At 71.9% G+C, this 20,192-nt stretch carries 12 protein-coding genes and 1 pseudogene; 5 read left to right on the forward strand and 8 right to left on the reverse strand.

What is annotated here, in order from left to right:
- Positions 1 to 151: 151 nt before the first annotated feature.
- The gene (locus RF650_RS04030; protein ID WP_368814128.1) at positions 152 to 730 is read right to left on the reverse strand and encodes a M48 family metallopeptidase; all 579 of its coding nucleotides are present in this window, start codon (positions 728 to 730) and stop codon (positions 152 to 154) included.
- A 134-nt stretch (positions 731 to 864) separates the two neighbouring features.
- On the opposite strand from RF650_RS04030, the gene RF650_RS04035 reads away from it, so the two are divergent.
- Positions 865 to 1,743 carry a hypothetical protein gene (locus RF650_RS04035; protein WP_368814129.1) on the forward strand — a complete coding sequence of 293 codons (879 nt, stop codon included), beginning with the start codon at positions 865 to 867 and terminating at the stop codon, positions 1,741 to 1,743.
- Between the two features lie 38 nt (positions 1,744 to 1,781).
- On the opposite strand, the gene RF650_RS04040 is transcribed toward RF650_RS04035, so the two are convergent.
- A complete protein-coding gene (locus RF650_RS04040) occupies positions 1,782 to 2,822 on the reverse strand; it encodes a LacI family DNA-binding transcriptional regulator (RefSeq protein WP_368814130.1) in 1,041 nt (346 codons plus the stop codon).
- Positions 2,823 to 3,098: 276 nt separating this feature from the next.
- Between RF650_RS04040 and RF650_RS04045 the strand changes: the two genes are divergently transcribed.
- Positions 3,099 to 4,577, forward strand: coding sequence for an NAD(P)/FAD-dependent oxidoreductase (locus tag RF650_RS04045; protein WP_144930622.1), 1,479 nt, complete (start codon positions 3,099 to 3,101; stop codon positions 4,575 to 4,577).
- On the forward strand, positions 4,574 to 5,395 hold the full coding sequence (locus RF650_RS04050; RefSeq protein ID WP_207387885.1) for an alpha/beta fold hydrolase: 822 nt from the start codon (positions 4,574 to 4,576) through the stop codon (positions 5,393 to 5,395). The genes RF650_RS04045 and RF650_RS04050 overlap by 4 nt, the downstream gene beginning before the upstream one ends.
- A 111-nt stretch (positions 5,396 to 5,506) precedes the next feature.
- Here the strand turns inward: RF650_RS04050 and RF650_RS04055 are convergent, their stop codons facing one another.
- Both RF650_RS04055 and nudC read right to left on the reverse strand, forming a co-directional pair.
- A complete protein-coding gene (locus RF650_RS04055; RefSeq protein WP_368814131.1) occupies positions 5,507 to 7,297 on the reverse strand; it encodes an ATP-dependent helicase in 1,791 nt (596 codons plus the stop codon).
- The gene (gene nudC, locus RF650_RS04060; protein WP_131332613.1) at positions 7,294 to 8,268 is read right to left on the reverse strand and encodes an NAD(+) diphosphatase; all 975 of its coding nucleotides are present in this window, start codon (positions 8,266 to 8,268) and stop codon (positions 7,294 to 7,296) included. The genes RF650_RS04055 and nudC overlap by 4 nt, the downstream gene beginning before the upstream one ends.
- 85 nt (positions 8,269 to 8,353) lie before the next feature.
- Between nudC and RF650_RS04065 the strand changes: the two genes are divergently transcribed.
- Entirely contained in the window at positions 8,354 to 9,577 is a 1,224-nt protein-coding gene (locus RF650_RS04065) for a macrolide 2'-phosphotransferase (protein WP_242670636.1), read from the forward strand.
- On the opposite strand, the gene RF650_RS04070 is transcribed toward RF650_RS04065, so the two are convergent.
- The gene (locus tag RF650_RS04070) at positions 9,505 to 13,014 is read right to left on the reverse strand and encodes a UvrD-helicase domain-containing protein (protein WP_368814132.1); all 3,510 of its coding nucleotides are present in this window, start codon (positions 13,012 to 13,014) and stop codon (positions 9,505 to 9,507) included. The genes RF650_RS04065 and RF650_RS04070 overlap by 73 nt on opposite strands.
- Positions 13,011 to 16,556 (reverse strand): ATP-dependent DNA helicase, encoded by a 3,546-nt coding sequence (locus RF650_RS04075; protein ID WP_131332611.1) that lies wholly within the window; start codon positions 16,554 to 16,556, stop codon positions 13,011 to 13,013. The genes RF650_RS04070 and RF650_RS04075 overlap by 4 nt, the downstream gene beginning before the upstream one ends.
- Before the next feature lie 384 nt (positions 16,557 to 16,940).
- Between RF650_RS04075 and RF650_RS04080 the strand changes: the two are divergent.
- Positions 16,941 to 17,630: pseudogene (locus RF650_RS04080) on the forward strand (3'-5' exonuclease); the annotation flags it as partial.
- 148 nt (positions 17,631 to 17,778) lie between these two features.
- Here the strand turns inward: RF650_RS04080 and hemL are convergent.
- Complete coding sequence (gene hemL, locus RF650_RS04085; protein ID WP_368814133.1) at positions 17,779 to 19,098, reverse strand: glutamate-1-semialdehyde 2,1-aminomutase; 1,320 nt, start codon at positions 19,096 to 19,098, stop codon at positions 17,779 to 17,781.
- Between the two features lie 81 nt (positions 19,099 to 19,179).
- Positions 19,180 to 20,187, reverse strand: coding sequence for a porphobilinogen synthase (gene hemB, locus RF650_RS04090; RefSeq protein WP_368814134.1), 1,008 nt, complete (start codon positions 20,185 to 20,187; stop codon positions 19,180 to 19,182).
- Positions 20,188 to 20,192 lie beyond the last annotated feature (5 nt).

The raw sequence follows: 20,192 nt of genomic DNA on the forward strand, positions 1-20,192 counted from the left end.
CTGGGCCTCCGTGTAGTAGGCCCGTCGTACGGACTTCAGGGTTCGCGGCCGGGCCCGTACGAACGGCCCGGAGCCACTCGCACCGAGACTCGTGCGGACCTCGTACCGGCCCCTCGCCGACCCGGCTCGCCGGGCTGGCCTCTCGGGTGCCTCACTCCCGGCCCGTGACCTGCGCGGGGTTCCGCTCCGCCCACGCGGCGCCGTCCAGGAACTGGTCGGCGTCGTGCGCCCTGGGGTGGCGCCGTGCCATCTCCCAGAACCGCTCGTTGTGGTGAGCCTCGAGCAGGTGCACGAGCTCATGCAGCACCACGGTCTCCAGAACCCACTCGGGCGCGTCCGCGAGTCGCCGTGAGATCCGTATGGCACCCGTGGCGGGGGTCGCCGAGCCCCACCGTGTGTGCTGGCGGGCGGACCACGTGATGCTCGTGGGCCGGGCACGACCCTCCAGGTAGGTCCGGGACAGCCGCTGCGCCATCTCCTCCAGCGCCGTGTCGGAGTGCCGCGTGCGCGAGGCCGCCTCCGCCGCGCGCCGCTTGGCCACGACCCTGGGAACGAGAGTTGCACTCCAATGCGCGATCTGGGCACGGGTGGCCCGTTGCGGCACCGAGAGCACCACGGCATCCCCGCTGAAGTGGGCGTTGACGGTCTTGGTGCGGCGGGCACTGCGCTTGACGACGATCTCCGGCATCTCCTCCGGTGGTTCGACGATTCTGGCTCGTGGTGGGGGCATGCCCCCAGTTCACCACCCCGCCCGGGCGGGGCACGAACCGGGACGCAGAAGGGGAGCACGATGCCCGCGGCACCCGTCCTGTGGATTGCCCCGCGCCGGCCGCGGGAGCGCCCCGCTTCGGCAACCCTGGTGCCATGACCCACCGTTGCCCAACCGCCCCCGAGGAACCCTGCGTTCCCCCGGCGCTCGACGAGCTGCGCGTTCTCGCGCTCGGGCTCGACCCCCTCACCGCCGCCGTGTGCCTCGCGCTCGCGGAGGCCGGGGTCTGCCTGCTCAACGTCCGGGATCCTGCACCCGTCGGGACCGCGGACGTCCGCCACGGCCCGTATCCCGCGGAGTTCCAGGGCCAGCCACGTGAACTGGTGCTGAGGACCCTGCTGCGGCGCAGATCCCCGCGCTGCGCCCCGCTCAGCGCACCCGAGCTCTTCCCGTCGGCGGCGGTGCCCACGGCCGTGGTGCTCCACACGTGGTCCGTGCCCGGTGATCTCGTGGCGGACCTCGCCACGGCTCCCTCCCCGGACCTGGACCCGGCGCTGCCCACCCTGAGCGTGGTCCGCGACGGCGGGTACGTGGTTGTCTGGCCCCTCACCGACTGGGCGCATCGCCCGTGCCGGGCCTGTGTGGCGAGTGCGGTCCGTGAAGCGCGACGCGCGTTCCGTGGGTCCCCACCCACGCCCGGCGAGCCTCTGCTTCCGCGTCAGGACGGGACGGTGGCCGTGCTGACGCGCACGGTGGCCACCGGGGAGATCGCGGGTCGCCTGCTGTCCCACGTGCTGCGGGACGACGCCGCTCCGCGGGCGGCACCGTCCGACCCGCCACACGACGCTCCCCCGGACGTGCCACCTGCCGGCACCGGAACGGCACCGTCCGGCCCACCGCCGGCCCGGCCCCCGTCCGGAACGCAGTCACCTGACGGTCCGGACGCGTGCCTCGTGCTGCGCCGGGGGCTGACGGTTCTGCCTTTGGCCCCGGATCCGAGGTGCCTGTGCTCCCTCGCGTTCACCGGGCTGTGAACCGTGCGTGCGGAGTCCGCCGTACCATCCGTGCCCGCTCAGACGGAGTCGCGGTCCACCGTGAAGGCCCCCGCCGTGTCCGGGGGCGAGGGCGCGGGCTCGTCCCGCACCAGGGCGTTGATCACGGCCACGATGTGCCGGGCCGTGACCTCCGGGTCCAGCGCCACCATGGTCAGCGGAGGGTCGGCCAGCGCCGCCGCCGGGGAGTCGTTGACCCCCACGATCGCGAGGTCCGCGGGCGCTTTCCAGCCGAGCCGCCGCATCCCGCAGAGCACGGCGAGCGCGGCGGTGGTGTCGTGGGCGCACACCCCGGACGCCCCCGGGTGCCGTTCGCGCCACTGCAGCAGCACATCGGCCGCCCCGCGGGGATCCGCAGGAAGGGGAAGAGCGCTCGGGCGAGGCAGGCCACGGGCCGCGCACTCGCGCTGCAGCACCTCGAAGCGCCACTGGGAGACGCCGTGCATGTGCTCCCCGCCCGTGATCGCATAGCCCAGGTGCGTATGGCCCGCGGCCACGAGCCGCTGCACCTGCACCCTGGCGATGTCCCGCTCACGGAGACCCGTGATCCACCGCCCCATGTCGTCCGAACCGGTCCAGGAGACGACGCCGCGCACGCCACTTCGACGCATGCGCTCGGCGTCGTCCTCCGCGAGGTCCCACGCGAGCACGGCGGCCGGCGTCACGGAGGACCAGACCTGGGCGGCGGGGCGGCGGGTCCACGCATGGATCACCATGGACAGCCCCACCTCGGAGAACAGCACCGAGAGCCGCTCCACGATCACCCCGATGTCCTCGGTGAGGGACCCCGCCGGCGGGAGGTATAGCAGCACGGAGGTGGAGCGGCCCCGGCCGAGTGCCCGCGCCTCCGCCGAGGGCGCGTAGGAGAGCTCCCGAGCGGCGTCGAGCACGCGGCGTCGGGTGCCCGCGGAGATGGACTGCGAGGGGGTGTCGTTGAGCACGAAGCTCACGGTGGTGCGGGAGACCCCGGCCAGCCGTGCCACGTCGGCGCTCGTGGCCCGCCGTGCGGGGGTGGGGTGCCGGTGCATGCTCGTGAGTTCTCCCTGGAGGTCGGTGGCCACATGGTAGCGAGTGGCCCACCGCCGCCGAGCCCTGATGCCCCACGAATGTGAGCTGTTACACTCGACAACCATCAAGCTAACACGCGTTAGTGTGCACCGGCACGGACCGCTGCCGCCCCGGGCCCCTCCCGGCGCACGGCCTGCGTGCAGGGAACTGGAAGCGGCCACGTCGCCGCGAGGTTTCGGAGCCGGTACCCGTCGGGAACGCCGTCGGGCACCGGCGGCACCACCCGGATCCGACCGGGGCGCGAGACCGCAAGGAAGTTGGAGAACCACATGGACACTCAGGATGTCGACGTGATCATCATCGGTGCCGGGATCTCCGGCATCGGCGCCGCTCGGGAGCTCGCCGGCACCGGCCGCACCGTCCGCATCCTCGAGGCGCGCGAGGACATGGGCGGCACGTGGGACCTCTTCAGGTACCCGGGTATCCGCTCTGACTCGGACATGGCCACCTTCGGCTACCGCAGCCACCCCTGGACAGGAGAGCGCAGCCTGGCCACTGGGGACACCATCCTCGACTACGTCCACGCGGCGGCCGAGGAGGCCGACGTCACGAAGGACATCCGGTTCGGGCGGCGCGCCGAGCAGGCACGGTGGTCCTCCGAAACCCACACATGGACCGTCACGCACCGCGACGTCCACACGGGCGGGGCCGAGCAGCTCACCGGCCGGTGGCTGTTCATGGCCACGGGCTACTACCGCTACGACGAGGGCTTCACCCCCGACTGGCCCACGCTGTCCGAGTTCGAGGGGACCGTGGTCCACCCGCAGCACTGGCCGGAGGACCTGGACGTGGCGGGCCGTCGCGTGGTCGTGATCGGCAGCGGCGCCACCGCCGTGACCCTCGTGCCCGCGCTCACGGACCGCGGCGCTCACGTGAGCATGCTGCAGCGCTCCCCGTCCTACGTGGCCTCCGTGCCCGGCAGGGACGAGACTGGCATCAAGCTGCGCAAGTGGCTGCCGCCGCGCGTGGCCGGGGAGGCCAACCGCTGGCGCAACATCGTGCGCTCCATGGCCATCTACGAGTTCAGCCGCCGCCGACCGCAGGCCATGCGGGACCTGCTGCACCGCGGGGCTGTGAAGCACCTGGGCCCCACCTTCCCGGTCGACGAGCACTTCACCCCCGAGTACGACCCGTGGGACCAGCGGCTGTGCGCGGCACCGGACGGCGACTTCTTCAAGGCTGTGCGCGGGGAGCACGCCGAGGTGGTCACGGACACCATCGAACGCTTCACCGCGGACGGGATCCAGCTGCGCTCGGGCCGTCACCTCCCGGCGGACGTGATCGTCACCGCCACGGGGCTCAACGTGCAGTTTCTTGGGAACATGGATCTCGTGGTGGACGGGGAGACCGTGGATCCGGCCGCGCGCGTGAGCTACCGCGGCATGATGCTCGACGGCGTCCCCAACATGGCCTTCGCCATCGGGTACACGAACTCCTCGTGGACCCTGCGCGTGGACCTGATCACAGAGTACTTCCGGCGGCTGCTGGACCGCATGGACCGCGAGGGCGCCGTGGCCGTCACGCCCCGGTACTCCGGCCCCCGCACCGGGCTGCGCCCGCTCATCGACCTGGCCTCCGGCTACATCCAGCGTGGCGCACACCTGCTGCCCCGCCAGGGCCGCGACGGGGCATGGAACGTGCGGCAGAACTACCTGCGGGACCGGGTGCTGTTCCGTCCGGGTGCCGAGAAGGACGAGCAACTGGAGTTCACGGTGCCCGCCCGCACCACCTCGGGGGTGGGCGCGTGAGCACGCAGATGTGGAACGGGCTGAGCTGGCGCGAGACCGGTGAGGGCACCCCGGTGCTGCTGATCCACGGGATCGGACGCAGCCTGGCCGACTGGGACGAGCAGCACGAGCGTCTGGCCGCGCGGCACCGTGTGATCAGCGTGGACCTCCCCGGCTTCGGTGGCTCCGAGGTCCCCACCGAGGGCATGAGCCTCTCGAATCTCGCCTCCCGCGTGGCGGAGTTCGTGCGCGCCCAGGGCATTGCGCCGACCCACGTGGCCGGCAACTCCCTGGGCGGGGCCGTGGCCATGCAGCTCACCGCCGACCACCCGGAACTCGTGCGCAGCCTGCTGCTCGTGGACTCCGCAGGATTCGGACGGGGCGTGAGCCCGGCCCTGCGTCTCGCGGCGCTGCCCGGGGTGGGCGAGCGCGCACTGGCACCGAGCCGCAAGGGTGCGCTGCGCTCCGAGCGGGCCATGTACCACGACCCCGCCCTGGCCACGCCCGAGCGCGTGGAACGCGGCTACGAGCTCGCGCAGCGCCCCGGCGGCTCCGAGGCCATGCTGCAGATGCTGCGCTCGATCGGCTCGATCGCGGGTGTGAAGCGGCCCTGGCGGCGCCGGCTGCTCCCCCGCGTGCGGGCCACCGGTGTTCCCGTGTTCATCATGTGGGGCGACAAGGACACCGTGCTGCCCTTCCGTCACCTCGCCCGTGGGGCGAAGGCCCTGGGGGCTCGCAGCCACCGGTTTCCCGACACCGGCCACGGGCCCATGATCGAGCGGCCCGACGAGTTCGCCCGCCTGGCCACCGAGTTCTGGGCGAGCGCGGAGCGCAGCTGACGACGCCACACGGGCCGGTCCCGGTCCACGCTCACCCGCCGCGCTGCGACCACACAGCGCGTCACCGGGTGGTGGTACCGGTCGTCCCGGCCGGGCCTCGGCCGCACCCGCTTAGCGGCCGCCGCGGCGTCGTGCCGGGGTGCGCGGCGCGGGGGGCAGCACGGCGTCGAGGAAACGGGACCGGGCCCGGTTGGGCCGACCGCCCGGGGTCCGGGACAGCGACCACGAGAGCACGAGGTGCTCCCGCGCGCGGGTGATCCCCACGTAGAGCAGCCGGCGCTCCTCGTCCATGGCATCCGGGGTATCGGCGAAGCTGATGGGCATGAGTCCCTCGGAGAGCCCCACGAGGAACACGGCATCCCACTCCAGGCCCTTAGCCGAGTGCAGGGACGCGAGCGTGACCCCGTCCACCACCGGGGCCTCCTGGGTGGTCGCACGGCGTTCGATCTCCCGCGCGAAACCGGCGAGCGACAGCGTCTCGCCGTCCGCCACGGCGCGGCGGGCCATGGTGTCCGCGAGCGAGACGAGTGCACGCAGGGACTCCCACTTGGCGCGCGTGGCACTGTCGGAGCGCGGGGCCCGCTCCGTGTAGCCGAGCGAACCGAGCATGTCCCGCACCTGCTGGGGGACGTCCGCGCGGTCCGCGCCCGCGGTGCGTGCGGCGGAACGGATCTGCACGATGGCCTGCCGGATCTCGGGCCGGTTGAAGAACCGTTCGGAGCCACGCAGCTGAAAACCGATGTTCGCATCCGCGAGTGCGGCTTCGAACGCCTGCGACTGGCCGTTGGTGCGGAACAGGACGGCGATCTCGTGCGGGGCCACGCCGTCGTCGATCAGGTCCTGGATCCGCACGGCCACGCCCGCGGCCTCGGCCTCGTCGTCCGGGTACTCGTTCCACGCGGGCTCGGGGCCCGCGGGGCGCTGGGAGACCAGGCGCAGCGGTGTGGCCCACGTGTCCGGGGTGGACGTGAGGGACGGGCGGCGCGCGGCCAGCAGCCGGTTGGCGGTGTTGACCACCTGAGGGGTGGAGCGGTAGTCGCGGATCAGCTCCACCACGGACGCCCCGGGGTACCGGGACGGGAACTCCAGCAGGTGCCGGGACGTGGCGCCCGTGAAGGAGTAGATGGTCTGGGAGGCGTCCCCCACCACGCAGAGATCGTCCCGGGAGCCGAGCCACGCGTCCAGCAGCCGCTGCTGCAGGGGCGAGACGTCCTGGTACTCGTCCACCACGAACTGGCGGTACTGCGCGTGCACCGCCGCGGCGATCCGCTCGTCCTCCTCCAGGATCCCCACCGTGATCAGCAGGACGTCCTCGAAGTCGATCAGGTGCCGGTCCGCCTTGAGGTCCTCGTAGGACTGGTAGAGCCGCTGCATGGTGCGGACGTCGTAGCCCGCGGGCATGTCCCGCTGGCCCGCCGCCTGCGGATAGGTGTCCGGGGTGTGCATGGAGACCTTGGCCCACTCGATCTCGGCCGCGACGTCCCGGACGGTCGCCCGGTCCGTGGTCAGGCGCATGGCCTGGGCGGCCTCGGTGATCAGTCTCGCCTTGTGGTTCACGAGCCCCGGCGGGGGCCCACCCACGGCCTGCGGCCAGAAGTACTGCAGCTGGCGCAGGGCGGCAGAGTGGAAGGTCCGGGCCTGCACACCGGGAGCCCCGAGAGCCCGCAGCCGCTGGCGCATCTCATTGGCGGCGCGCGCGGTGAAGGTCAGGGCCAGGGTCTTCTGGGGGGTATAGACCCCCGAGGCGATGCCCCACGCGATGCGGTGGGTGATGGCCCGCGTCTTGCCGGTGCCCGCTCCAGCGCGCACGCACACCGGACCGTTCAGTGTGGTCGCGACCACGCGCTGCTCCGGGTCCAGGCCTCCGAGGATCCGCTCCTCGGCGCTCTGCTCCACGCTCACCAGTCGGTCCCCGGGAGGTCCTCGCCCAGCCAGCTGACGATCAGCGCGTGCGCGATCGACACCCTCCCCGGCAGCGTGACCTCACCGGTGCGGGTGCTCGTGAGCAGCTGCTCGCGCGTGAACCACCGGACGTCCAGGATCTCCTCGCCGTCCGCCTCGGCCACCGACGTGTGGGCCACGGCGCGAAAGCCCAGCATCAGGGAGCGGGGGAACGGCCACGGCTGAGAGCCCTGGTACTGCACGGTGTCCACCGTGATCCCGGCCTCCTCGCCCACCTCGCGCACGACCGCTTGCTCGGCGGACTCCCCCGGCTCGACGAAGCCTGCGAACGTGGAGTACATGTTGCCGGCCCATGCCGCAGAGCGGCCCAGCAGGATGCGCGGCGATGCCGGGTCCGGGCCGTCCTCGACCACCGCCACGATGACCGCTGGATCCGTGCGGGGGAAGTGCAGCGAGTCGTCCTCGGGGCAGCGCCGGGCCCACCCGGAGCGGATGCTCTGCGTGAGCGCCCCGCAGCGAGGACACCGCGGGTGGTCGCGGTGCCACAAGGCCACCGCCTGCGCCGTGACGAGCAACGACGTCTGCTCGGGGTCCACCACGGTGGCCAGCGTGCGCAGCCCCTCCCACCGGGCACCGTCGAGACCGGACAGCTGGGTGTCCTCGGGGAAGGTGCGCAGGATCACCTGGGTGCCGTCCGCCAGGCGGCCCAGGTACACGTCCGGGCGGCCGGCATCATCCGTGGGTCCCGGGACCTCCGCCACGAGCGGGAGGACCAGGGCGCCGTCGCGCGTGGGGGCCTGGGAGCCCCGCAGCACGAGCACCCGCGCGGTGGGCGAGGCGAGCGCCTCAGCCACGAGATCGCGGTGCTCCCGGGCGACCGCGTCCCGGTCGAAGGGGCGCCCGGCGAAGGGCAGCTGGGCGTCGTCGAGCAGGGGCGCGACGGCGCCGGGACGGTCCTGGGATGAGATCATCCGACCACTGTAGACCGGGGTCCGGACATCCTCACGGGCCGCGGTGGACAGCCCGCCCCGGGCCGAGGCCGGTAGGGTGGGTGAGGTGAGAACGACCCCCGAATTGCTGGCCGCCGTCGCGGCCGCGGCCGTGCCCGGGGTGGCCCCTGTGGCCACCGGTCCTTCTCCCGACGACGCCGCGGATTTCCGCTCGTGCGTGGTCCAGGACTCCGAGGGTCGCCGCTGGCGCGTCCGCAGTCCCCTGAACACCGAAGCGAGCATGCGCCTGGAGACCGAGCACCTGGTGTTGCAGGCGTTCACCCCGTCCGTGCGCTCGCGGTTGCCGTTCCACCTGCCCACGGTCGCGGGGTCCGTGGCGCAGGACGGGTTGCGCACCTTTGTCTACTCGCACCTGCCGGGTCACACGCTCAGCCTGCGGGAGTTCCAGCGGCAGAACGAACATCCCGAACCTCCCGTGCACACGCCCTCCCCGAGTGCGACGCCGCGCGCCCCCCTGGCCGTGCAACTGGGCCGTTCGCTCGGGTGCCTTCATTCTCTGCCCCGTGCGCTCGTGATGGACGCGGACCTGCCCGCCTACAGCGCCGAACAGTGCCGCAAGCGCATGCTCCACGATCTCGATCAGGCCGCGACCACGGGGCTGATCCCCGGGGACCTATTGCGTCGGTGGGAGGAGGCCCTCGAGGACACCACGCTGTGGCAGTTCTCCACGCGCGTGGTGCACGGGGACCTACACGAGGACAACATCACCGTGGACCACGGTTCACTCGCGTCCTTCACGGGGTGGAGCGATCTGCACGTGGGCGATCCCGCCGTGGACTTCTCATGGCTCGTGGGCATGTCAGACCCCGCGTTCGCGGACACCGTGCTAGAGGCCTACTCCGTGGCGGCCGTCCAACCCCCGGACCGCCATCTGTTGCGCCGCGCGCACCTCAAGGCCGAGTTCGCGCTCGCGGAATGGCTCGTGCGCGGTGTGGACCGGGGCATCACGTCCATGGTGGACAACGCCCAGCGGATGCTCACGACCCTCGCGGCGGACGTGCGGGCCAGCGCGTCGCCGTCCCCGGGGGTGGCCGGTCCGCCGCCCGCCTCGACCGCGTCGGCCGCCGCGTCCGGTGCGGATCGGGCCGGCGACTCCGACGTCGACTCGGTGGACCGCACTGACTCCGACGGCCGCGCCCTCGACGACGACTCCGCCCCGGACGGTCACCCCAGCGATGACGGCTTGTCCCCCGACCATCACTCCGGCGAGCGCGGCTCCTCCACCGGCGGTTCCTCCGCGGCGTCCGGATCCGTCACGCCCACCTCGTAGAGCGAGCTCACCACGGCCTCGAGTTCCGTCTCGTCCGCGAGGTCGTGGGGACGCACCACCTGGTCCGCGGCCACGTAGTAGAACGCCGCCGACACAAGCTCCACCGGGACCTCGTGCAACCGCGCGAACGCCAACCGGTACAGCGCGAGCTGCCCGGACTTGCGCTTGAGCTCCCGACCGTGCGGGATTCGCCCTGTTTTCCAGTCCACGAGTTCCCAGCCGTCCGCGGTGCGGAACACGGCATCGATCCGACCGCGCACCGTGAGCGACCCCACCGGGGTCTCCACGGGCAGTTCGATCGCGTAGGGCTCCAGGGACGCCCACGGGCTGTTCCGGAAGGTCTCGGCGAGCCGGGGCAGGTCCAGGTCCTCGTCCACGTAGTCGTCGGAACCGGGCAGTTCGTCCGCGTCGAAAATCGCGGAGTCCCCGAAGTAGTTCTCAACCCACGTGTGGAACGCCGTGCCCGCCCGGGCCGCGGAGCCCGGTTTGCGTGGCATCGGTCGGCGCAGACTGCTGATGAACCCCTCGGGATCGGTGTCCATGGCCACGAGCGCGGACGCCGAGACGTGGGAGGGCATGTGCACGCTGCGGTCCTCCTCGGACGCCGCGCGGCGACCCAGCAACAGTTCGGCCTCGCGCCGCCACCGCGTGACCACGTCACCGGAGGGCCCCTGTGCCAACTCCTCGTCCGTGAGCTCGCGGGTGTCCGGGAAACCGCGCTCGGCCACGGCGCGGGCAGCGCGTTCCATGACCTCTCGGCGGCCTCGGTGTGCCGGAGCGATCACGGTTTCCATGTGCTCGCCGTCCGCGGAGCGTTCGGTGCGCACGAGTTCCGGTCCCTCCACGGGGTCGTACGGCCACAGCGCGCTGACCCGGGTGTCCCGCTGCGGGTTGGTGGCATCCGGTTCCGGCTCGACCCAAGGACCCGCCTCGAAACCGGGGCTCGATCCCTCGAGCAACTCCCGCGCTTCGAGCAAAAACGGTGAGGCCTCCTTGACCTCCTGGGCGGTGCCCCGGAACACGCTGCCGGAGAGTTCGAGCAGGGACTTGGCGCGTGTGAACGCGACATAGGCCAACCGACGTTCCTCGGCGAGGTCGTACTGTTCGACGTCCTCCGCGAACTCCTCGTAAGAACTCTCGAGTTCGCGCACGTCCGAGACGCGCGCATCCCACTGGGGCAACTGAGCGGCGTCGCCCCGTAACGGCCACGGCAGCTTGGCCGCTTCCAGGGTCCACGCGGAGGACTTCTTGGAGGGGAAGTCGTTCTTGTTGAGCCCGGGGACGTAGACGTGGTCCCACTCGAGGCCCTTGGAGGCGTGGACCGTGAGCAGTTGTACGGCGTCCCGGCGCGTGTGCGCGGGCGGAAGTTCCAGGCCGTTCTCTTCGTGGGACGCGGCCTCGAGCCAGTCCAGGAACGCGGCGACGTCGTGCGTGCGGGTCGTGGCCGTGAACTGGACCGCCTGGTCGTGGAAGCCGTCCAGGTTGCGCCGCGCGTGCACGGGATCCTCCCCGGGCAGCGCTGCGAGTTCGATATCGAGGCCCAGCACGGTCTCGACCTCGTGGATCACGGTGGTCAGCTCGTCCCCGAGCACACTGCGCAGGTCTCGCACGTCCCGGCGCAATGCGCGCAACCGGCGCACGCCCTCGGCACTGATCCCGCGACCGCGCGAGGAGACCCAGCCCTCGGGGGGCAGTGTCTCGAGCGCCTCGATCAGGCTCGCGCGGTCCACGATGTCCGCCATGACCACGGGCTCCTCGGCATTCTCGCCGGTGGTGGCCGCGTCGTCGGCGGGCTCCGGATCCTCGCCGCGCGCGGCCCGCTCGTGGCCGCGCTCGAGGGCCGCGGCCCAGTCGCCGAGTGCCGCGAGGTCGCGTGCACCCAGCCGCCACCTGGCACCGGCGAGCAATCGGGCGAGGGCGTCCGAGCGGCCCGGATCGGTGAGGACGTGGAGCATCGCGACGACGTCGGCGACCTCCGGGGTGTGCAACAGCCCACCCAGCCCGACCACTTCGTAGGGGATGTCCCGGGCTTCGAGTTCCAGGCGCAGGGGTTCGAACTGCGCGCGTTTGCGGCACAGCACGGCCATGGTGGGCATCTCGTCCGGGGCCTGGCCCTGATGCGCGGCCCGCTGGTCGTGGATCGACGCGGCCACGGCCTGGGCCTCCTCGGTGTCCGTGAAGTAGCGGCTCACCCGCACACGACCGCGCACCGCACCCGGCGCCGGGTCCAGCGGCGGGACCTCGACCGTGGCCGCGGAACGGCTCCACGCGGGCGGGGTGCGCAGCGGCTCGGCCACGGCGTTCGCCACCTCGAGGACCGCGAGGCTGTTGCGCCACGCCGTGGTGAGGAAACTCGTGTCCGCGAACCGGGACGGCTCCACGTCCGAGGACCCCCGGACCGGGAAGTTCTCCACGAAACTGAACAGCTGGCCGGAGGACGCCCCCCGGAAGCCGTAGATGGACTGCTGGGGATCGCCCACGGCCATGACGCAGTGCCCCTCCCCGAACAATCCCGAGAACAGGGCCAACTGGGCGTGGGACGTGTCCTGGAACTCGTCCAGCAGGACCACCGAGAAACGTTCCCGCTCGACCGCGCGCGCGTGGGGGTCCATCCGCACGATCCGTGCCGCGAGTGCCAGCAGATCGCCGTAGTCGAGCGCCGAGTCCACGCGCTTGGCCGCGCGGAAGCGCTCTACGAGCTGCGCGAGGACCTCGGTCTGCTCCATCCGGCGCACGGCGTCCTGCACCTTGCGCCCCGGGGACTTCTTCCGCCCGTCCGGAGGGGTGTCCAGGCACATCGCACGCAGCCGGCCCACGAACTCGTGGATCCGGCGCGGTTCCACGAGGTGCTCCGAGGCCTCGGACGCCAACTGCATGAGACCCGTGGTGAGCGTGGATGCGGCGGGCACGGTCGCGGGCAACGGGCCGTCCCAGCTCTGCACGAGGTCGTGTGCGAGTTGCCAGGCCTGGGCCTGACCGAGCAGGACGGTGTCCGATTCCACGCCCAGCCGAAGCCCGTAACTGCGTACGAGCGAGTTCGCGTAGGAGTGGTACGTGCTGACCGTGGGCTCCTGCGCCGCGGCCGGGGCGTCGTCGTCCTCGGACTCGTCGATGAGTCCCGCGCGGCGCAGGTTCCGCAGCTTCTGGTTGATCCGCTGGGACAGTTCGCCCGCGGCCTTGCGAGTGAAGGTGACCCCGAGGATCTCGTCCGGGCGGGCCAGCCCGTTGGCCACAAGCCACGCGACGCGATCGGACATGGTGGTCGTCTTACCCGAGCCCGCGCCCGCCACGACCAGTCGTGGGGTCAACGGGGACGCGATCACCGCGGCCTGTTGCTCGGTGGGCGGGAAGTCCCCGAGCGCCTCCGCGATCTCGTACGGGGAGTACCGGACGTCCTGCGGTGAGCGGGGCTGGGGGGCGGAATCCTGCTGGGTCATTGCTCTGTGACCTGCCTTCCCTGGGCGCACAGCGGACACAGCCACGGGACGGAGCACCGGATCCCGAACCCGGCCTCCTGATCCGCGGTGTGCCGCGCTTCGAATCGCGTGCCCGCCACGAGGAGGGCCGCTTGCGTGATGAGGTCCCGCGCCCAGCGGTGTTCCTCGTCCAGGGGGTCCTGGAGTTGCACACCGGGCGACGCCGCGGGGCCGCCGAGCTGGACGAGCAGCGCTCCCCCTGGTTGGGCGGACACGGCGCCCTCGGGCAGCTCGATGCGCTCCGGACGTCGGGTTTCATGCAGATCCTCGGTGCGGGAGGCCTCCTGCATGGCCCGCCCGGCGCCGGCCTGCAATGCCACCTGATACGCGCCCAGCTGCGGGTGCTCGGGGATGTCCTTCTTGGTCGGCTGGTGTTTGCCGGTCTTGAGATCCACGACGACGTGGCGCCCGTGGGCGTCCACCTCCAGCCGGTCCACGCGCCCGGTCAGCAGGGCGTCCCGGGCCTCGCTGCGCACCAGGACCTCGAAACTGCCCTCCACCGAGACGAGCTCGCGCCCGTGCTCGGAGCGCATCTCCCGCGAGTACTGCGCGAACTTACGCAACATCTTCTCCGCGCGTTCGAGCTCCTGCTCCCCCGTCCAGCCGTGGGGCATGCCCAGGGAGGGCCAGCGGCGGCGCAGGTGCGCGATCAACTCGACGCTGTCGGCGTCCGGGAGTCGCTCGGCGATGTCGTGCACGAGCGTTCCCAGGCTGCGCCGCAGATCGGTCACCTCGGTGGCATGGGCCTCGCTCACGAACCAGTCGAGCGGGCTGCGGTGGATCGTCTCGATCGTGGACGGGGAGACCCGTACCGCCTCGTCCGGTGCGAACAGCGCGTCCTCGGTGGACAAAGCGTTGCGGCCCCACCACTGCTCGGGTGCGGCACCCGGTACGGGCTCTGCGAGCGCGGCGAAATCATGCAGCAGACGCGCGGCGGCCTCTCGTTCGTGGGCGGCCGCGTCCGGTTGCTGCACGGTGCGGCGCAGCGCACCCGTGAGCTGGCGCAACGTGAGGGGTTCGGGTGCGCTCAGTTCCTCGACGGAGATGCCGGGATCGTCGCGGCTCCCACCGGCCACGAGGTCCACGAACTCGGACGGTTGCTCGTCCTGGCTGGCCACCGCGGTGACCGTGAGGCCGGCCGTGGCGCGGGAGACGGCCGTGGCGAACTGCCGCAGTTCGTCGAAGCGCACCTGCCGCAACCGGTCCACCGCGCTCAACCGTGTGGCCTGTTCCGGCCCGTGGTCCAGGGCGTCGGTGAGCACGTCCGTTCCCAGCAACTGACCGCGCAGGGCGGTGTTGGGCCACACCCCCTGTTGCACCCCGGCGACGACCACGTGCGCCCACTGCCGGCCCGCCGACCCCGCGGGGGTCATCACCGAGACGTTGTCCTCCGCCGGTGCTCGGGCCGCCAGGGTGTCCATGGGCAATTCCTGGTGGTCCATGTAGTCCATGAACGCCCGTGCCGTGGCGCCCGGGACCTGGTCCACGAACCGTTCGGCGGCCTCGAACAGTCCGACGACTGCGTCCAGGTCCCGGTCCGCCCGCACGGCCTCCGCTCCCCCGGCCAGGGCACGACGCCGCCAGCGCGGTGCGACCCCGGACGCGTCCCACAGGGCCCACAACACGGATTCAGCGGTGGCGCCGGGCTCGTCCAGCGCCTCCTGACCGGCCTGGAGCATGTCAGCGACGCGCGCCGCGGAATCCGAGTGCACCTCCGCGAGCTCGAGCAACACACCGTCCGCGAGCGCCTGGACGAGGAGGTCGTCGCTCGTGCGTCCACCACCGGTACGCAGCTCGTAACCGCGCAGTTTCTGGCGGATCCGGCGCACCTCCATGGGGGACGCCCCGCCGATCCGCGACGTCAACAGGGCCACCGCGGCACTGGCCGTGAGCATGGATCGGTGGGCGGCCCGCTCACGGTCCGCGTCCTCGGCCTCCGAGCCCTCCATCGACGTTCCGGAAGCGGAATCGGGATCGTCGCCCGGTTGCCCACCCCGGCCCGGGCCGGCCTCCTGTGCTTCCTGATCAAGTGCTCCGTCCGGTTCCGCGACCGCATCCTGCGCCGCGAGCAACAAGCGCAGGGCATGCAGCAGCGGGATCACCGCGGGTTCCTCGCGCAAGGGGGTCTCGGCCGCGGACGTGGTCGTGGGCACGCCCAGCGCCGACAGCTGCCGGGTCAGCGCCGACAATTGAGAACCGCTGCGCACGATCACCGCCATGTCCCGGTAGGGCACGCCGTGCAAAACGTGCAAACGCAAGAAGTGGTCCGCGCACCAGCGCGCCTGGGCCGTGGGCGAATCGAAGAGCGCCGCGCGCACCGAACCCGGCGCTGCGGCGTCGTCGGCAGGGTGGGCGTCGTCGGCGGCGTGGAGGGCGTCGGCTGTGTGGGCGTCGGTTGCCTGGGAGGCGATGTGCTCGGTCGCACGGGGTTGCTCGGGGGCGCGCTGGACGCGGGCCCCCGGTACGACCGAGATGGCCCGCGCCACGCGCTGCCACGCCTCTTTGACCCGCAGTGGCATGCGGTGACTCGTGCCTAGCTGCAAGCGCTGCAGTGGCCGAGCGGGGGTGCCCACCCGGTCCTCGAGCGTGCGCAACAGGTCCGGACGGGCCCCGCGGAACCCCTGGACGGTGGTGTCCGGATTGGCGGTGAACACGGCGTCCCGGCCCCGGGTGAGCACGCCAATGAGCCTGTGGGCGGACGGGGTGGCGTCCTGGAGGTCATCCACGAGCACGACGTCCAACCGGTCCTGTTCCCGGGCGAGGAAATCCGGATTCTCCTCGAGGACGCGGGCCGCGCGGTCCACGAGCTCGGACGGGTCGAAGGCGTTGGGCATGCGCAGGGCGCGGATCTGCTGGTACTCGGCGCGGAACGCCGCCGCGCTGCGCCACTCGGGGCGACCGAGGGGCTGCGCCCAGCGCGCCAGAACGTCGGGCGCCAGGCGGTATTCGTTCATGCGGTCGAACAGCTCGCGCAATTCGCCGCGGAAGCCGCGCGTGCCGAGCGCCTGATCGAGTTCCGCGGGCCACACCACGGGGCTGCCGTACCCGGCAGCGTGCCCGCGCATCATCTCCGCGAGGAACGCGTCCTGTTCCGGCCCGGACAACAACACCGGTGTGGTGGTGACCCCGGACAACAGGTCCTGGGCCTGTGCGCGGCGCAGGACGTCGAACGCGTACGCCTGCCACGCGCGCACGAGCGGCGTGCTGATGGTCGCGCGCGCACGGCGGCTGATCTCGTCCCGCAGCGTGGCCGCCAGTTCACGCGATGGCGCGAGCACGAGCAGGCGCTGCGGATCGGCTCCCTCGACGATCCGTCGCACCGCACCCTCCACGGTCACCGTGCTGCGCCCCGTCCCGGGCGCTCCCAGCACGAGGACCGGCCCGTGGTCGGCCGGTAGCTCCACGACGGTGCGTTGCGCGGGGTCCAGCTCCGGGTCCGCCCCGCCGGATTCGACACCGCGGGGCGGGAGGACGCGCCAAGACGGTTCACGCTGCGTTCGCATGTGGTGATCACATCACGGTCATCCGACACGCATAACGGCCCGCGCACCGACCGGTACCGTGGTCGCATGGCTTCCCCGCACGACACAGGTGACACCGAACAGCCCGCACTCTTCGACGTGCCGCCCCCGCCACCCGCGGCGGACCCCGAGGAGCCCTCCGCGCCGCAGCCCGAGCAGCCCACGCTGTTCGACGCCGCGCCCGAGCCCGCGCCTGAACTCACGCGGGACAACGCTGCCGACACCCGCTCCGCGCCCTCACGCGACCGCGCGTCCGAAGTAGCACAGACCGCCGGCGACGACGCCGCCGAGCCCGCGGCGACCGCAGCAACCGTCCCCCACGGGGCGGCTCGCAGGGAGGTCGGCGCCGCGCCGTCGTGGACCGCCGGCGAGCGCGCGGCGTTCGACCTCGAGACCACGGGGCGGGATCCACAGGAGGCGAGGATCGTGACGGCGTCGGTGGTCCTCGTGGACGCCATTGGGACCGTGACGCGGGAATGGGAGTGGCTCGCCGATCCCGGGATCGAGATCCCCGCGGAGGCCGCCGCGGTCCACGGCGTCACGACCGAGCGGGCCCGCGCCGAGGGCCGCCCCGCCGCGGAGGTCACCGCGCAACTGCACGACGTGCTGAGCGGGCTGTGGCGCGCGGGGATCCCGGTGCTCGCATTCAACGCCGCCTACGACCTCACGGTCCTCGCGAGAGAGAGCGAGCGCCACGGTCTGCCCGCCCCGGCCCCGATGCCCGTGCTGGACCCGTTCGTGCTCAACAAGCAGGTGCACCGCTACCGCCGCGGCAAGCGGACGCTGGGCGCACTGTGCGAGGAGTACGGCGTGGTCCTGGATGCCGCACACACCTCCGCCGCGGATGCACTGGCCACCGAGCGGCTCGCCACCGCCCTGGTCGAACGGTTCGCAGAGCTCGAACGACCCGCGGAGGAGCTGCACGAACTGCAGATCGGCTGGGCAGCCGAGCAAGCGGCGTCGTTGCAGGAGTACTTCCGGCGCCGAGATCCCGAGGCCGTGGTGGACGGCACGTGGCCCGTCCACCCGCGCCCCTGGGACCGCTCGCACCCCTGACCCCACCCGCACCGCTACAGCGACCGTCACGCACACGACCGCGGCCGTCGCACTGCGCAATGACGACGGCGCAGCACCGCCGGGAACCACCCGGGCGGCGCCGCGCCGTCGTCGTACAGGAAAAGGCGTACAGAAAAGGCGGAGCGGATCAGCCTTCGGCGGGTCGAGCCTCCGCTGCCGCACGAGCCGCGGCGGGAAGGGCCGAGAGGATCCGGTCCATGGCCGAATCGTCGTGCGCCGCGGAGAGGAACCACGCCTCGAAGACCGAGGGCGGGAGGTAGACCCCGGCATCCAGCATGGAGTGGAAGAACGGCGTGTACCGGAAGCTCTCCTGGGCCTTGGCGTCCGCGTAGTCGTGCACCCCGCGGGCACCGGTCCCGAAGGCCACCGAGAACAGGTTGCCGGCCACCTGGATTGAGTGATCGACCCCGGCGGCATCGAGGGCCTCGTGCACCCCCGCCTGCAGCTGCTCGGAACGGCGGTCGATGGTCTGATACGCGATCCGGTCCGCGCACTTGAGCGTCGCGATCCCCGCGGCCATAGCCACGGGGTTCCCGGACAGCGTGCCCGCCTGGTACACCGGGCCCATGGGGGCCAGGTACTCCATGATCTCGCGGCGCCCGCCCAGTGCGGCGGTGGGCAGTCCCCCGCCGATGACCTTGCCGAACGTGAACAGGTCCGGGACCCAGTCCTCACCGTTCTGGTTGCTGAGCCCCCAGTACCCGGCCTCGTGGACGCGGAAGCCCGTGAGAACCTCGTCCAGAATCATCAGGGTGCCGTTGTCCCGGGTGATCCGACGGATGTGCTCGTTGAAGTCGTTCTCCGGGGTGACCACGCCCATGTTGCACGGAGCGGCCTCGGTGATCACCGCGGCGATCTCACCGGGGTGCTCGGCGAAGACGGTCTCGAGCGCCGCGACGTCGTTGTAGGCCACCACGAGCGTCTGGGCGGCGGTGGCCTCGGTGACCCCCGCGGAACCCGGCAGGGCCAGGGTCGCGACACCGGAACCGGCCTCCGACAGGAGCGAATCCACGTGACCGTGGTAGCACCCGGCGAACTTGACCACCAGGTCGCGACCTGTGAACCCGCGGGCCAGGCGCAGCGCCGTCATGGTGGCCTCGGTGCCCGTGGAGACCATGCGGATTTCCTCGAGCGGGGCCACGCGGTCCACCACGAGCTCGGCGAGTTCGGTCTCACCGCGCGTGGTGGCGCCGAAACCGAGACCGCGCTCCACGGCCTCGTGGACGGCCTCCGTGACCACGGGATGCGCGTGACCGACCAGCGCGGGGCCCCACGAGCACACCAAGTCCACGTACTCGCGCCCGTCCACGTCCGTGAGGTACGGGCCCTTGGCCGCGGCGATGAACGGCGGGGTACCGCCCACGGAGTTGAACGCGCGCACGGGCGAGTTGACGCCCCCGGGCATGACGCGCTGGGCGCGGTCGAACAGTTCTTGCGAAACACTCATGAGATCACTTCATTCCTTTCGCCGGGAGGCTCTCCCGGTGGGACCGTGCCGCGCGACGGCGCGGGCGCGGGGGTTCTGGGGTTACCTGCCGTTCTCCTCGTGGAACCAGCGGGCGAGCTCGGTCGCGTAGTAGGTCAGGATCGAGTTGGCCCCGGCGCGCTTGATGGACAGCACGGACTCGCAGATCGCGGCGTCGCGGTTGATCCAGCCGTTCGCCGCGGCGGCCTCGATCATCGCGTACTCACCCGAGATCTGGTACGCCGAGACCGGCACGGGGGACGCGTCCGCGACCTCGCGCAGGATGTCCAGATAGCTCATGGCCGGCTTGACCATGACCATGTCCGCGCCCTCGTCCAGGTCCAGCTGCAGCTCCAGCAGGGCCTCCCGGCGGTTCGCAGGATCCATCTGATAGGTCTTGCGGTCACCCGTGAGCGTGGAGTCCACGGCCTCGCGGAACGGGCCGTAGAACGCGGACGAGTACTTGGCGCTGTAGGCGAGGATCGACACGTCTTCGCGGCCCGCAGCGTCCAGTGCCGCGCGGATCACGCCCACCTGGCCGTCCATCATCCCGGAGGGTCCCAGCATGTGGGCGCCGGCCTCGGCCTGGGCCAGGCCCATGCGGCCGTAGATCTCCAGGGTGCGATCGTTGTCCACGCGGCCCTGATCATCCAGCACACCGCAGTGGCCGTGATCGGTGAACTCGTCCAGGCACAGGTCCGACATGACCACGATGTCGTCCCCCACCTCGTCACGCACGGCACGGATCCCGCGGTTGAGGATGCCGTCCGGGTCCAGCGCGGCGGAGCCCTCTGCGTCGCGGGTCTGCGGGATCCCGAACAACATGAAGCCGCCCAGCCCCAGCTCCACGGCTTCGGCGGCCGCGCGCTTGAGAGAGTCCATGTTGTGCTGCACCACACCGGGCATCGAGGCCAGGGGCTGCGGCTCGTCGAGTCCTTCCTTGACGAACACGGGCAGGATCAGCTCGGACGGCGTCACGCGGGTCTCCGCGGTGAACCGGCGCATGGCCGGGGTACTGCGCAGTCTGCGGGGCCGTGACACGAGGTCGTACGACACGTCATGGTCGGTCATGGTTC

Source organism: Kocuria sp. CPCC 205297 (assembly GCF_040981035.1).
Classification (GTDB): Bacteria; Actinomycetota; Actinomycetes; order Actinomycetales; family Micrococcaceae; genus Kocuria; species Kocuria marina.

Coding starts and splice junctions, on each gene's coding strand:
- RF650_RS04045 (WP_144930622.1), top strand. CDS start 3,099: ATGGACACTCAGGATGTCGACGTGATCATCATCGGTGCCGGGATCTCC.
- hemB (WP_368814134.1), bottom strand. CDS start 20,187: ATGACCGACCATGACGTGTCGTACGACCTCGTGTCACGGCCCCGCAGA.
- RF650_RS04030 (WP_368814128.1), bottom strand. CDS start 730: ATGCCCCCACCACGAGCCAGAATCGTCGAACCACCGGAGGAGATGCCG.
- RF650_RS04035 (WP_368814129.1), top strand. CDS start 865: ATGACCCACCGTTGCCCAACCGCCCCCGAGGAACCCTGCGTTCCCCCG.
- nudC (WP_131332613.1), bottom strand. CDS start 8,268: ATGATCTCATCCCAGGACCGTCCCGGCGCCGTCGCGCCCCTGCTCGAC.
- hemL (WP_368814133.1), bottom strand. CDS start 19,098: ATGAGTGTTTCGCAAGAACTGTTCGACCGCGCCCAGCGCGTCATGCCC.
- RF650_RS04075 (WP_131332611.1), bottom strand. CDS start 16,556: ATGCGAACGCAGCGTGAACCGTCTTGGCGCGTCCTCCCGCCCCGCGGT.
- RF650_RS04070 (WP_368814132.1), bottom strand. CDS start 13,014: ATGACCCAGCAGGATTCCGCCCCCCAGCCCCGCTCACCGCAGGACGTC.